This window comes from Lentzea xerophila (assembly GCF_051094245.1).
In the GTDB taxonomy this organism is placed as follows: Bacteria; Actinomycetota; Actinomycetes; order Mycobacteriales; family Pseudonocardiaceae; genus Lentzea; species Lentzea xerophila.
In genome coordinates this window covers 7,703,045-7,716,258 of sequence record NZ_CP194934.1, presented here as the reverse complement: position 1 = coordinate 7,716,258, position 13,214 = coordinate 7,703,045, and the positions used below count along the sequence as shown (strand labels likewise).

The window sequence follows — 13,214 nt, the reverse complement described above, 5'->3', positions numbered from 1 at the left end:
CGGTACTTTTTCCGGTCAACCGCCAAACAGACCCGAACGCGGGGCTGTGTTTGCTTGTGTTGACGTTGGGGGTTGTCGTCGGCCACGCTTGCGCCCGTGACGACATGGCCGACCGACCTGCCGGGCCTCGCGTGGGGGGCTGACTACAACCCCGAGCAGTGGCCGGAACACGTGTGGGCCGAGGACGTCGAGCTCATGCGGCGGGCCGGGGTGAACCTGGTCAGCGTCGGCATCTTCAGCTGGGCGAAGATCGAGGTCAGCAAGGGCGAGTACCGGTTCGGCTGGCTCGACCGCGTGCTGGACCTGCTGCACGCCGGCGGCATCCGCGTCGACCTAGCGACCGCGACCGCCGCGCCTCCTCCGTGGCTGACCACCGAGTACCCCGAGATGCTGCCCGTGCGCGCCGACGGTGTGCGGCTCTCGCACGGCTCGCGGCAGGCGTACTGCCCGTCGTCGCCCGTCTACCGCGACCGCGCGACGGCGCTCGCCGCCGAGATGGCCTCGCACTACCGCGACCACCCCGCGCTGGCCGCCTGGCACGTCGGCAACGAGTACGCGTGCCACGTGAAGCGCTGCTACTGCGACACCTGCGCCGCGTCGTTCCGCGAGTGGCTGGCGGGCCGCTACACGCTCGACCAGCTCAACGACGCGTGGTCCACGGCGTTCTGGAGCCAGGGCTACACCGACTTCGCGCAGGTCCTGCCGCCGCGCGTCACGCCGACGTTCGCGAACCCGGCGCACGTGCTGGACTACGACAGGTTCTCCGACGACGCGATCCTCGAGCTGTACAAGGCCGAGCGGGACGTGCTGCGCATGATCACGCCCGAGGTGCCGATCACCACGAACTTCATGGCCAACTGGACGTTCGGGGACCTCGACTACTGGAAGTGGGCCCGCGAGGTCGACTTCGTGTCGAACGACCACTACACCGAGGCGCAGTCGCCGGACCGGCACGTCGAGCTCGCGATGTCCGCGGACCTCGTGCGCGGCCTGGCGGGCGGCAGGCCGTGGCTGCTGATGGAGAACTCGACGTCGGCGGTGAACTGGCAGCGGCGCAACATCGCCAAGCTGCCGGGGGAGATGCGGCGGCACTCGTTCCAGAACATCGCCCGCGGCGCGGACGGCACGCTGTTCTTCCAGTGGCGCCAGTCGCGTGGCGGCAGCGAGCGCTACCACTCGGCGATGGTCCCGCACGCCGGTACGGACACGAAGGTCTACCGCGAGGTCTGCGAGGTCGGCGCCGAGTACCAGCGGCTGGCGGACGTCGTCGGCTCCACTGTGGACGCGAACGTCGCGATCCTCTACGACTTCCAGTCCGGCTGGGCGCTGCGGCAGGACGCGCACCCGACCAACGACTTCGACCACTACCGGCACGTCCTGGGCTACTACAAGGCGCTCTGGCAGGCGGGCGTGACGGTCGACTTCGTGGCACCGGGCACGAACCTCTCGGCGTACTCGCTGGTGGTCGTGCCGGCGTTCTACGCGGTGTCCGACGCACACGCCGCCGTGGTCGCGGACTACGTGGCGGGCGGCGGTCATGTCGTGGTCACGTACCTGTCCGGCGTCACCGACGAGTTCACGCGGGTGCGGCTCGGTGGCTATCCCGGAGCGTTCCGCGACGTGCTGGGCGTGTGGTCGGAGGAGTTCTTCCCGCTGCGGCAGGACGAAACCGTCTCGTTGACCGACGGCTCAACCGCCTCGTTGTGGACGGAGCACCTGCACACGCGCACCGCTGACACCGTTGTCTCCTATGCCGACGGGCCGTTGGCCGGAGTGGCGGCGGTGACGCGCAACGCCTTTGGCAACGGTGTCGCCTGGTACGTGGCGTGCGATCTCGACGGGAGCGGTCTCGGCCGAACGGTGGAAAACGCGCTTTCCAGTGCGGGCGTCGCGGTGTCGCGTTCCGAGATCGAGCTCGTGCGGCGCAAGGGCGACGTATCGTTCCTTTTCGCCGTCAACCACACCGACACCGACGCGCAGATCGAGGCGTCCGGTGTCGACGTGTTGTCCGGCACGCAGGTCTCCGGACGCCTCACCGTGCGAGCCGGGGACGTCGTCGTCCTCAGGGAAGAGGTGTGAGGTGCTCGCACGTCAACGGCAGGCGGTCATCATCGAGGAGGTCCGCCGGACCGGCGCGGTGCGCGTGAGCGACCTGGTCGTCCGCCTCGGTGTCTCGGACATGACCGTGCGCCGCGACCTCGACGTGCTCGCCGCGCGCGGCCTGGTGGAGAAGGTCTACGGAGGCGCGACGTCCGTCGTCGGGCGCTCGACCGACGAGCCGGGGTTCGAGGCCAAGTCGGTCCGCCAGCTGCCGGAGAAGGAGGCGATCGCGGCCGCCGCCGCGGGCCTCGTGCGTCCCGGCACCGCCATCGGCCTGTCCGCGGGCACGACGACGTGGACGCTGGCGCGGTTCCTCGACGACATCCCGGACCTGACCGTCGTCACGAACTCCATCCGCGTCGCGGACGTCCTGCAGCAGAGCGGGCGCACCGACCGCACGGTCGTGCTGACCGGTGGCGTGCGCACGCCGTCCGACGCGCTGGTCGGCCCCGTGGCCGTGCAGGCGCTGCGGTCGCTGCACCTCGACGTGGTGTTCCTGGGCGTGCACGGCATGGCCGAACGCTCCGGCTTCACCACCCCGAACCTCAACGAGAGCGAGACGGACCGCGCGCTCGTCGACGCCGCCGGACGCGTGGTGGTGGTCGCGGACCACGAGAAGTGGGGCACCGTGGGCATCTCCACGATCGCGGACCTCGACGAGGCGCACGTCCTGGTGACGGACGAAGGTTTGCCGGACGACGCGCGGGCGATCCTGGGCGAGCAGGTCGGCGAGTTGGTGTTGGCTCATGTACCGGGAAGTGGCGAGGAGTTGGCGTGAGGCGTACCGCGGGAAAGCTGGCGGACGGCCGGGAGATCATCTACTTCGACGACAGCGCTGAGGCGCCACCGCGGGTAGCGGTGGACACCCGGGACCTTCCGGAGACCCAGCCGATGTCCGAAGTGCGGCTGGACCCGCTGACCCGCGAGTGGGTCGCCATGGCGGCCCATCGTCAGACACGCACGTACAAGCCGCCGGCGGATCTCTGCCCGCTGTGCCCGTCGACGCCGGGCCGGCCCACCGAGATCCCCGAGGCCGTCTACGACGTCGTGGTGTTCGAGAACCGGTTCCCCTCGCTGGCGCAGAACGTGCCGGACGTGCCGTCCACTGTGGATGGTGAGGAGCTGTTCGTGCGCGCGCCGGGGCGTGGGCGCTGTGAGGTCGTGTGCTTCACGTCCGACCACAACAAGTCGTTCGGCGAGCTCTCCGAGTCGCGCGTGCGGACCGTGGTGGACGCCTGGGCGGACCGGGTCGCCTTCCTGTCGGCGTTGCCCGGCGTCGAGCAGGTCTTCCCGTTCGAGAACCGCGGCGAAGAGATCGGCGTGACGCTCTCGCACCCGCACGGCCAGATCTACGCGTACCCGTTCGTGACGCCTCGCACCGAACGGATGCTCACCGCCGCGGTGGACTACTACGCGGAGCACGGTCGCCCTTTGTTCGGTGACGTGCTGGAGGCCGAGCTCCGCGCCGGTGCGCGCGTGGTCGACGAGTCGGAGCACTGGGTGGCGTTCGTGCCCGCCGCCGCGCGCTGGCCCGTCGAGGTCGTGCTGGCGCCGCGCCGCCAGGTGGCCGACCTGGCCGGTCTGTCCTCTGTGGAACGTGACGACTTCAGCTCGTTGTACCTGAAGGTCCTGCACCGCCTGGACGCCCTGTACGACCGGCCGCTGCCCTACATCGCGGCCTGGCACCAGGCACCGGTGCACGCCGGCCGCGCGGAGATGTGGCTGCACCTGCAGGTCTTCTCGGTGCTGCGGACCAAGGACAAGCTGAAGTACCTCGCGGGCTCCGAGTCCGGTGAGGCCGTGTGGATCAACGACGTGACCCCGGAACAGATCGCGGAGCGGCTCCGGGGAACACACAAGTAGCTCCCAGGCTGGTTTAAGGCTCCTCTCAGGACGACACCCGAGACTATGGGCATGACCGAGAGCAACCAGCCAGCGCAGCAGCCGGACCAGCCCGACTCCGTGCCGCCGAGCGCCGGTCAGACAGACTCCGGCGCACGGGTGCAGGGCCCGTCGCTGCCGGATCCCGGCCAGCCGGATCCTTTGCAGGGGGGATCCGGCCAGGCCGGGGCCTACAGCGCCCCGGCGGGCCTCGGTGACGTGCCCGCCTCCTTCACTTCGGCCCAGCCGCAGGTGCCCTCACCTGACGCGGGCCAGACGCAGCTCGGCGGGCCCGGACCCGGCCAGCAGCTTCCTCCGTCAGGGTCCGGCCAACCTCACCCGCTCGGCCTCGGCGCCACCACCGCGCAGTTCGGTGCGGAGCAGCCCCCGGGGCAGCCAGGCGGGCCGTTCGCGGGACCCCAGATGGGCCATCAGACGGGTCAGTACTACCTCCCGCCCGGCCACCAGCCCCCGCCCGCCGGTCCGGTATCCCGTGGCCGCGGGAAGGTCATGGCGGGCATCACGGCCCTCGTGCTGATCGTGGGCGGGCTCTCCGGTGGCCTCGGCGGCTACCTGGGCTACAACTTCGCGAACGACTCGTCGTCCGTGAGCTCGCTCGACACGCCCCGCCCGGCCGCGCAGACCGGCAACGCCCCGGCCGGCTCGGTCGAGGACGTCGCGAACAAGCTGCTGCCGTCCGTCGTCCAGATCAAGGTCGTGACGCGCACCGGCGCCGGCGAGGGCTCCGGGTTCGTCATCTCCAGCAACGGCCAGATCGTGACGAACAACCACGTCATCGAGGGTGCCGCGGCCGGCGGTGAGATCAAGGTCGTCTTCCAGGACGGCAAGACCGCCACCGCCAGAATCCTCGGCCGCGACCCGAGCTCCGACATCGCCGTCATCCAGGCCGACGGCGTCTCGAACCTCCCGATCGTGCAACTGGGCAACTCCGGCGACATGAAGATCGGCCAGGGTGTCGTCGCGATCGGCTCGCCGTTCGAGCTCTCCGGCACCGTCACGTCCGGCATCGTCAGCTCGCTGAACCGCCCGGTCTCCGCCGGTGGCGACCGCGACTCGCAGGCGACGGTGCTGAACGCCATCCAGACCGACGCCGCGATCAACCCCGGCAACTCCGGCGGACCGCTCGTGAACATGCAGGGCCAGGTCGTCGGCATCAACTCGGCGATCTACAGCCCGAACTCGGCGGCCGGCCAGGCCGGTTCGGTCGGCATCGGCTTCGCGATCCCGATGGACCAGGCCCGCCGCACGATCGACGAGATCGTGAAGACCGGCAAGCCCAAGCAGACGGTCCTGGGCGTGAAGGTCGAGTCGGTCGAGCAGGGCGCCAGGATCTCCGAGGTCACCGCCGGTGGCGCGGCCGAGAAGGCCGGGCTCAAGGCCGGTGACGTGATCACCGAGTTCGGCGACCGCCGGATCGACGAGTCGGACACGCTGGTGGCCGCCGTCCGGTCGAAGGCACCCGGCGACAAGGTCACGATCACGCTGTCCGACGACAGGACGGTGGAAGCCACCCTCGACGGCGTCGAGGTGGGGTAGGTCGGGGGACGTCCGGTTCTGGCATCCGCCGCCCGCCAGAACCGGACGCGACGACCCCGGAGAGGCCCGTTTCCTGTGCGCACCCCCCGTACACAGGGACGGGCCTCTTCTTACGTCCTCGTGACGACCGGGGGCCAGCCGGGCGTTTCTGGCTTAGCGTGGTGACGTGGTGGAACGGGTGCTGGTCGTCGACGACGACACGACGGTGCGGGACGTGGTGCGCCGCTACCTCGAACACGCCGGGTACGACGTCGAGCTCGCCGGTGACGGGGAGCAGGCGTTGCGGCTGATGGCCACCCACGAGCCCGACATCGTGGTGCTAGACCTGATGCTGCCCGGTGTCGACGGTCTCGAGGTGTGCCGGCGGATCCGGGAACGCGGCAGCACGCCGGTGGTCATGCTGACCGCGCTCGGCGAGGAGGAGGACCGCATCGCCGGGTTGCAGATCGGCGCGGACGACTACGTCACGAAGCCCTTCAGCCCGCGTGAGCTGGCGTTGCGCGTGTCGTCGGTGCTGCGGCGGGCTCATCGGGCGTTCGAGCCGCGGGTCGTGCGCGACGGGAACCTGGTGCTGGACGTGGCCGCGCACACCGCGACGCTGGACGGGCAGCCGCTGCAGCTGACCACGCGCGAGTTCGACCTGCTGGCGTTCTTCATCGCGAACGCGGGCAAGGCGTTCGGGCGTACCGAGCTGCTGGAACGGGTGTGGGGCTGGCAGTTCGGCGACCAGTCGACCGTGACCGTCCACGTGCGACGGTTGCGGGAGAAGATCGAGGCGGACCCGGCGAAACCGCAGCGCCTGAGCACGGTGTGGGGCGTCGGCTACCGGTACGACCGATGGTCGGTCGCATGATCCCGGGCAGACTGAGCTCGGTGTCGCTGACCACCGCGATGACCGTCATGGTCATCGTGCCGGTGGTGGCGACCATCGGCGGCGTGCTCATCGTCAGCGGGTTCATGTTCACGCCGATGCTGACGGCCGCCCTGGTCGTGTGCGGGCTGGTCGCCGTGGTCACGGTGCCGTTCTCGATCATGCTGGGCCGGGCGATCGCGCGGCGCAGCGTGTGGGAACGCGAGGCCGAGGCGGCGCGGCGGCAGCTGGTGGCGTGGATCAGCCACGACCTGCGGACGCCGCTGGCCGGCATCCGGGCGATGACCGAGGCGCTGGAGGACGGCGTCGTCTCCGATCCGGGCGAGGTCGCCGTCTACGCCAAGCAGATCGCCCTGGAGGCCGATCACCTGTCGAAGCTGGTGGACGACCTGTTCCAGCTCTCCCGGATCACCGCCGGCGCGCTGAACCTGTCGATGCACGACGTGCGGCTGGCGGACGTGGTGAGCGACATCGTCGCCGCGTCCCGGCCAGTGGCCCAGCGCAAGGGCGTCCAGTTGCGCGCGGACGCTCGTCAGTGGCCCGTCGTGCGCGGGTCGGATCCGGAACTGATGCGTGTCGTGCGCAACCTTGTGTCCAACGCCATCCGGCACACACCGGAGGGCGGAGCGGTGGCCGTCCAGGTCGATGTGGACGGAGCCGAAGCGGTCGTGCGGGTGGACGACGCGTGCGGCGGCATACCCGATGACGTGCTGCCACTGGTGTTCGACGTCGGATTCCGCGGGAGCGCTTCCCGCAACCCCACCGGCGCCGGGCTGGGGCTTTCCATCGCGCGAGGGCTCGTCGAGGCGCACCAGGGACGGATCGGTGCCCAGAACCACGGTCCTGGCTGCCGCTTCGAAGTCCGACTCCCGCTACGGTGATCGTATGGAACGCAGCGCGCAGCGCCTTGGCCGCGCTTTGGTCGTGATCGTGGACGACCGGGTGGCGCACGGCGAGCAGGACGACAACTCCGGGCCTCTCGTCACCGAACTTCTGGAAGAAGCGGGCTTCATCGTCGATGGCACCGTCGCGGTCGAGGGCGAGGTGGTCGACATCCGGGCCGCGCTCAACACGGCCGTCATCGGCGGCGTCGACCTCGTGGTCACCGTGGGCGGTACAGGCGTGTCCCCGCGCGACGTCACCCCCGACGCCACGCAGGGCGTGCTCGACCGCCCGATCCACGGCATCGCCGAGGCACTCCGTGCGTCGGGACTGGCCGCCGGTGCGGTCGACGCGGGCATCTCGCGCGGCCTCGTCGGCGTCTCCGGCAGCACGCTCGTCGTGAACCTCGCGGGCTCACGCTCCGCGGTCCGCGACGGCATGGCGACCCTGTCGGCGTTGGTGCCCTACGTGATCGAGCAGCTGAGCGGCCTTGACGAAGAGTGACCCACCCCAGCCGGCCGACGACGACGCCGACGACACCGTCGCGCGTCGTCGCCGGTTGGCCGAGGTGTTCGGCGACGTGCTCCCGGAGACGACGTCGGACGAGCGCGGCGGCGGGGCCTCCCCGGACGACCGCGAGGCCTGGTACCGCGAGAACAGGCCGCCGCACCACGGGGGCTGACGGGCCGTGACGCGCGGCGCGCGGCCGAGTGCACGGCTTGGTGCCGTGGTCCGCGCGGGCCACGGCCGAGCCACCTGTCGTGTTGGAGGGGCGTGAAACGTCCTGTCACCCACGGCTGCCCGAGCCCAGGTCCGCCGGTCACGCGGTGCGGACACCGCAGGCGGCCCGGAAGGGCCTGATCAGCCTCGGCGACGAAGGCATGCGCCTGCATCCGCCGAGCCAGGACAAAGCGCGGGGCCACGCTGTAGCGAGGGGCGCGCGCTTCGTCCCGGCGGGGGGACGGGGGTGATCAGATCGCCGGATCGCGGCGGTCGGTCACCGTGGTCTGCGGCTGGGCCTGCTGGCCCTGCTGGGCCTTGAGCAGGTCGCGGATCTCGATCAGCAGCTCGACGTTCGTCGGCTCCGCCGGGCCGGCCTCCTCGCCCCTCTTGCGGCGCTCCTGGATCTTCTTGATCGGCAGCACCAGGACGAAGTAGACGACAGCGGCGACGATCAGGAAGTTGATCGCGGCGTTGATGATGTTGCTGAAGTCGAGGTACGTGTCCTCCTTGCCCTCTCGGAGCTGGATGCCGAGGCCCTTGGTCTCGGCGCTGCCCAGAGAAGCGATCAGTGGCCTGATGAGGCTCGTGGTGAACGCGGTGACGATCGCGGTGAACGCCGTGCCGATGACCACGGCCACAGCCAGGTCGACGACGTTTCCGCGCAGGAGGAAGTCTTTGAATCCCTTCAGCATCAGCGGAGAGTAACGGCTAACCCGTGATCCAGTGACAGCGCAGCCACCCGAGTCGCGTCACGTCTCGGCAACGTGACCAGGACCACCTGCCCGCGCGTCTCCCGCACCGACGCGTTCTCCGCGAGCACCTCGCCCGCCGACGACACCACGTCGACCCGGCCGCCGACCCGCACCAGGTCGGCGAGCCCCTGGTCAGCCACCCGCACGGCCACCGAGGCCAGGTCTCCCGGCACGCCGGCGAGGTCGAAGTCGGTCAACGGGACGCCCGCTCGCGCCGGCGATGTCAACGCGCGGCCCACCACGGCATCGGCGCCGCCGAACGACCCCGGCAAGGGCGCGGGCAACGACACGACTCTGACGTCATCAGCCGTGAGCGGCACTCCGGCGGGCAGATCCCGCGCGGCCGTGACAGCGGGATGGCCCACGTCCGGCCAGAAGGCCGTCACCAGGGCCAGCACCGCGAGCCCCAGGGCCAGCGACCGGCGCCACCAGGCAGAAGGGCGGCGGCGGGCCAGCGAGCGGATCCGGTCGAAAGCGGTGGTGGAAAGGGTCATGCCCCCGACCGTAGGACGGGCGGGGGCATGAGAACGGGCTCAGCGGCAAGTTGTGGACAACTCGCGATCTTCAGGAGGCCGCGGCCGCCGGAGCACTCGTCGAAGGCTTCGATTCCGTTGAGGACGACGAAGAAGTCGAAGGCGTCGTGGACGTCGTGGAAGACGCCGCCGTCGTGCTCGTGGAAGAGCCCGAACGGCTGTCCGTGCGGTAGAAACCGCTGCCCTTGAACACGACACCAACGGCGCCGAACAGCTTGCGCAGCTTGCCCGAGCACTCGGGGCACTCGGCGAGGGAGGCGTCGCTGAACGACTGCACAGCCTCGAACCGGTGCTCACACGCGGTGCAGGCGTACTGGTACGTAGGCACTGGGTTCGCTCCTAGATCTGGCACTCGATCGTTGTGAGTGCCAACACGATTTTCGCTCAGGACCTTCCCGGAGCGCAAACATCCCGGGACAAGTCACAGCCACCGCAGCCCCGCCGACGGGGTCAGCACGCCGTTCATCCGCACGTCATGTGGCTCCGCGGGCACCTCGGACAGCACTTCGCAATCCCGCACGACCGCCACCAACGGCGCTGTGACCAGCGGCAACGAGCGATCGTAGTGCCCCTGCCCCTTGCCGATGCGCACCCCGTCCACCGACACCGCGAGCGCCGGCACGAGCACCAGCGAGGCTGTAGCGATCGCCGAGGAGCCGAGCCGGGGCCCGGTGGGCTCCAGCAGCCGGAACGCGGCGGGTGCGAGCCCGGTGGGTCCGGTGTGGACCGCCCAGTCCAGCGGCGAGTCGCCCGTCACGATCGGCAGCAGCACCCGGCAGCGCAGGCCGTCGAGCCACGACGCGTCGCCGGGTTCCGAACCGACCGGCAGGAACGCGCACACCGTCTGGTCGGCCGTCACGTCCAGGGCGGCCACGTGCGCGGCCAGCGCGGCGGCCTCGGCCGCGCGAACCTCGGCCGGGAGCGATCGCCGCGACGCCAGCAACCGTGAACGCAGTGTGGCCTTCCGGTCACGAAGATTGGAGGTCATGGCGGGTATCCCTCGGTATGTCGTTAGCATCGCAGCTCATGAGCAGCGCCTTCCACACCGCTATCGTGCCCGCGGCCGGTCTGGGCACCCGTTTCCTCCCCACGACCAAGGCCGTGCCGAAGGAACTGCTGCCGCTGGTCGACACGCCGGCCATCGAGTACGTGGCGAGGGAGGCGGCGGACGCGGGGGCGACGAGGCTGGTCATCGTGACGTCGCCGGAGAAGGCGTCGGTCGCGAACTACTTCGACGCGAACCCCGAGCTCGAGCAGACGCTGGCCGACCGCGGCAAGGCCGACCTGGTCGAGAAGATCCAGCGCGCTCCCAAGCTGATCAAGGCCGAGACGGCGATCCAGGAACAGGCGCTCGGCCTGGGGCACGCCGTCGGCTGCGCCGAGGGCAACCTGACGGGTGAGGACGAGGCCGTCGCGGTGCTGCTGCCCGACGACATCATCCTGCCCGCCGACGCGCTCAGGAAGATGGCCGCGGTCCGCGAGGAGAAGGGCGGCAGCGTCCTGCTGGCGTTCGACATCCCGCGCGAGCAGATCTCCGCCTACGGCGTGTTCGACGTCCGCGACACCGGCAACGACGACGTCAAGCAGGTCGTCGGCATGGTCGAGAAGCCGAAGCCCGAGGACGCCCCGTCGACGTTCGCCGCCGCCGGGCGCTACCTCCTCGACCGGGCGATCTTCGACGCCCTGAAGCGCATCACCCCCGGCGCCGGTGGCGAGCTGCAGCTCACCGACGCCATCGCGCTGCTGATCAACGAGGGTCACCCCGTGCACGTCGTCGTCCACCGCGGCGGGCGACACGATCTCGGCAATCCCGCCGGATTCCTGCGGGCTGCGGTTGACTTCGCACTCAACACCCCGGAGTACGGACCCGATCTGCGCGAGTGGTTGCGGGAACGCCTCGACAACTCCTGAGCGCGAGGACCAATCAGATGAGGTCAGTGGACGAGCAGCTCGCTCGGGTGATCGCGGCCGCGGTGCGGCCCGCGCCCGTGCGGGTGGCGATCTCGGAGTCGCAGGGCCTGCTCTGCGCCGAGGAGGTCGTCGCGGAACGCGCGTTGCCCGGCTTCGACCAGGCCGCCGTGGACGGCTACGCGGTGCGCAGCGTCGACGTGTCCGGCGCGAACGCGAGCCCCGTGCAGCTGCCGGTCGTGGGCGAGATCCCGGCCGGCTCCCGTCAGCCGCGCCGGCTGCAGCCCGGCCAGGCCGTGCGGATCGCGACCGGCGCCCCACTGCCGACGCTGGCGGACGCGGTCGTGCCGCTCGGCTACACCGACGGCCACCAGGCCAAGGTGACGGTCAGCCGCAGCGTGCCGTCCGCCGGGTTCGTCCGCCGCACCGGCGAGGACGTGCAGACCGGTGACGTCGCCGTTCGCCGCGGTGCGTCCATCGGCGCTGCTCAGGTGGGTCTGCTGGCCGCTGTCGGACGCAACAAGGTGCTCGTGCACCCACGTCCGCGCGTGTCCGTGATCTCGCTCGGCGAGGAGCTCGTCGACGTCGACCGCACGCCCGGCCAGGGCCAGGTCTACGACGTGAACTCGTACGCACTGGCTGCCGCCGCACGCGACGCGGGAGCCGAGGTCAGCCGCGTCGGCATCATGTCGGCCGACCCGCGCCGGCTGCGCGAGGTCGTCGAGGGACGGCTGCTGCTCTCCGAGATCGTCGTCATCGCCGGCGGCGTGGGCGGCACGGTCGGCGACGAGGTCAGGGCGGCGCTCGCGGAGCTCGGCGACATGGACGTCACCCGCGTCGCCATGCACCCCGGCTCCGCGCAGGGCTTCGGGCGGCTCGGCCCGGACGCCGTGCCGACGTTCCTGCTGCCCGCGAACCCGATGAGCGCGCTGGTCGTGTTCGAGGTGCTGGTCAGGCCACTGATCAGGGCCGCGCTCGGCAAGAAGAACCCGTACCGCCGCGCGGTCTCGGCACGCCTGTTGTCACCGCTGCAGTCGACGAAGGGCCGCAAGGGCTTCCTGCGCGGCCAGCTGCTGCGCGACGCGGACAACGGCGAGTACCTGGTGCAGCCGCTCGGCACGTCCGGGTCGCACCTACTCGCGTCACTGGCCGAGGCCAACTGCCTGGTCATGGTCGACGAGGACGTCACAGAGGTCTCCGTCGGCGAAGAGGTGCTGGTCAGCTTCCTAGCGCAGCGTGGATGAGCGTTTTCGCCGATCTCGGTAGGCACCCCGGCTGGCCGGTCCGGCTGGGGCCCCTCCAGGTGCGCGCGGGAATCGTCGAGCTGCGAGGCCCACGGCTCTTCGACGGCTCGAAGTGGTCACGGCTGCGGATCCGCGACCGCGCCTACCTGGAGCAGTGGGAACCCACGGCGCAGGAGGGCTGGGACGAGCGCAACGCGACGATGTCCTGGCTCGCGCAGTGGTCGTCGTTGCGCGCCATGGCCCGGCGCGGCGTCCACTTGCCGTTCATGATCCTGGTCGACGGTGAAGTCGCAGGTCAGATCACCGTCGGCAACATCGTGCGCGGCTCGCTGAGGTCCGGCTGGATCGGTTACTGGGTGGCCGCCGACCGCGCGGGCGGCGGCGTCGCGACGGCCGCTGTGGCGTTGCTCACCGACCACGCCTTCCGCGGCGCCGGGCTGCACCGCCTCGAAGCCACGGTCCGGCCGGAGAACGCCGCCTCGATCCGCGTCCTCGCGAAGTCCGGCTACCGCGAGGAAGGTCTGTTCAAGCGTTATCTGGATGTTGCCGGCCAGTGGCGTGACCACCTCTGCTTCGCGCTGACAGTCGAAGATCTCCCGGACGGCCTAGTGCGCCGTTTGGTCGCTCGCGGAGAGGCCCGTCTTCCCTGACGGTTGCTTCCGTTCGCCCTAATCGCTTCACCCAAAAGTGGGTGATACACCACACTTTCGTACGCACCGCACTCGGCGAGCCTCCGAGACAGGTGTGACTGTTGTGACTAGCG

At 70.5% G+C, this 13,214-nt stretch carries 15 protein-coding genes; 11 read left to right on the top strand and 4 right to left on the bottom strand.

The annotated features are described in order from the left end of the window. Window positions 1-96: 96 nt before the first annotated feature. From ACRSBM_RS36900 to ACRSBM_RS36865, 8 genes are all read left to right on the top strand, one after another. Entirely contained in the window at window positions 97-2,079 is a 1,983-nt protein-coding gene (locus ACRSBM_RS36900; RefSeq protein WP_434450979.1) for a beta-galactosidase, read from the top strand. Window position 2,080: 1 nt separating this feature from the next. Further along, complete coding sequence (locus tag ACRSBM_RS36895; protein WP_090097308.1) at window positions 2,081-2,878, top strand: DeoR/GlpR family DNA-binding transcription regulator; 798 nt, start codon at window positions 2,081-2,083, stop codon at window positions 2,876-2,878. Further along, window positions 2,875-3,963 carry a galactose-1-phosphate uridylyltransferase gene (galT, locus tag ACRSBM_RS36890; protein ID WP_434450976.1) on the top strand — a complete coding sequence of 363 codons (1,089 nt, stop codon included), beginning with the start codon at window positions 2,875-2,877 and terminating at the stop codon, window positions 3,961-3,963. The genes ACRSBM_RS36895 and galT overlap by 4 nt, the downstream gene beginning before the upstream one ends. Window positions 3,964-4,014: 51 nt before the next feature. Next, window positions 4,015-5,538 carry a trypsin-like peptidase domain-containing protein gene (locus tag ACRSBM_RS36885; protein WP_434450974.1) on the top strand — a complete coding sequence of 508 codons (1,524 nt, stop codon included), beginning with the start codon at window positions 4,015-4,017 and terminating at the stop codon, window positions 5,536-5,538. 166 nt (window positions 5,539-5,704) lie between these two features. Then, window positions 5,705-6,391, top strand: a complete 687-nt coding sequence (locus tag ACRSBM_RS36880) for a response regulator transcription factor (protein ID WP_434450972.1) — start codon at window positions 5,705-5,707, stop codon at window positions 6,389-6,391. Beyond that, window positions 6,376-7,290, top strand: coding sequence for a sensor histidine kinase (locus tag ACRSBM_RS36875; RefSeq protein WP_434450970.1), 915 nt, complete (start codon window positions 6,376-6,378; stop codon window positions 7,288-7,290). Before ACRSBM_RS36880 ends, ACRSBM_RS36875 begins: the two co-directional genes overlap by 16 nt. A 4-nt stretch (window positions 7,291-7,294) precedes the next feature. Then, window positions 7,295-7,795, top strand: a complete 501-nt coding sequence (locus tag ACRSBM_RS36870) for a MogA/MoaB family molybdenum cofactor biosynthesis protein (protein WP_045311897.1) — start codon at window positions 7,295-7,297, stop codon at window positions 7,793-7,795. Then, a complete protein-coding gene (locus ACRSBM_RS36865) occupies window positions 7,782-7,973 on the top strand; it encodes a hypothetical protein (protein ID WP_434450968.1) in 192 nt (63 codons plus the stop codon). Before ACRSBM_RS36870 ends, ACRSBM_RS36865 begins: the two co-directional genes overlap by 14 nt. 289 nt (window positions 7,974-8,262) lie before the next feature. On the opposite strand, the gene mscL is transcribed toward ACRSBM_RS36865, so the two are convergent. The 4 genes from mscL to ACRSBM_RS36845 all read right to left on the bottom strand — a co-directional run bounded on the left by mscL (window position 8,263) and on the right by ACRSBM_RS36845 (window position 10,287). Further along, the gene (gene mscL / locus ACRSBM_RS36860) at window positions 8,263-8,706 is read right to left on the bottom strand and encodes a large-conductance mechanosensitive channel protein MscL (RefSeq protein ID WP_434450966.1); all 444 of its coding nucleotides are present in this window, start codon (window positions 8,704-8,706) and stop codon (window positions 8,263-8,265) included. After that, window positions 8,706-9,260, bottom strand: coding sequence for an SAF domain-containing protein (locus ACRSBM_RS36855; RefSeq protein ID WP_434450964.1), 555 nt, complete (start codon window positions 9,258-9,260; stop codon window positions 8,706-8,708). Before ACRSBM_RS36855 ends, mscL begins: the two co-directional genes overlap by 1 nt. Before the next feature lie 70 nt (window positions 9,261-9,330). Next, the gene (locus ACRSBM_RS36850; protein ID WP_434450962.1) at window positions 9,331-9,627 is read right to left on the bottom strand and encodes an FmdB family zinc ribbon protein; all 297 of its coding nucleotides are present in this window, start codon (window positions 9,625-9,627) and stop codon (window positions 9,331-9,333) included. A 93-nt stretch (window positions 9,628-9,720) separates the two neighbouring features. Then, window positions 9,721-10,287 carry a 5-formyltetrahydrofolate cyclo-ligase gene (locus ACRSBM_RS36845; RefSeq protein ID WP_434450960.1) on the bottom strand — a complete coding sequence of 189 codons (567 nt, stop codon included), beginning with the start codon at window positions 10,285-10,287 and terminating at the stop codon, window positions 9,721-9,723. 38 nt (window positions 10,288-10,325) lie between these two features. On the opposite strand from ACRSBM_RS36845, the gene ACRSBM_RS36840 reads away from it, so the two are divergent. Genes ACRSBM_RS36840 through ACRSBM_RS36830 form a run of 3 tightly spaced genes read left to right on the top strand, consistent with a single transcriptional unit; the run spans window position 10,326 to window position 13,101 of the window. Beyond that, a complete protein-coding gene (locus ACRSBM_RS36840) occupies window positions 10,326-11,210 on the top strand; it encodes a UTP--glucose-1-phosphate uridylyltransferase (protein ID WP_434450958.1) in 885 nt (294 codons plus the stop codon). A gap of 17 nt (window positions 11,211-11,227) precedes the next feature. Next, on the top strand, window positions 11,228-12,451 hold the full coding sequence (gene glp / locus ACRSBM_RS36835) for a molybdotransferase-like divisome protein Glp (protein ID WP_434450956.1): 1,224 nt from the start codon (window positions 11,228-11,230) through the stop codon (window positions 12,449-12,451). Continuing rightward, on the top strand, window positions 12,448-13,101 hold the full coding sequence (locus ACRSBM_RS36830) for a GNAT family N-acetyltransferase (protein ID WP_434450954.1): 654 nt from the start codon (window positions 12,448-12,450) through the stop codon (window positions 13,099-13,101). Before glp ends, ACRSBM_RS36830 begins: the two co-directional genes overlap by 4 nt. Window positions 13,102-13,214 lie beyond the last annotated feature (113 nt).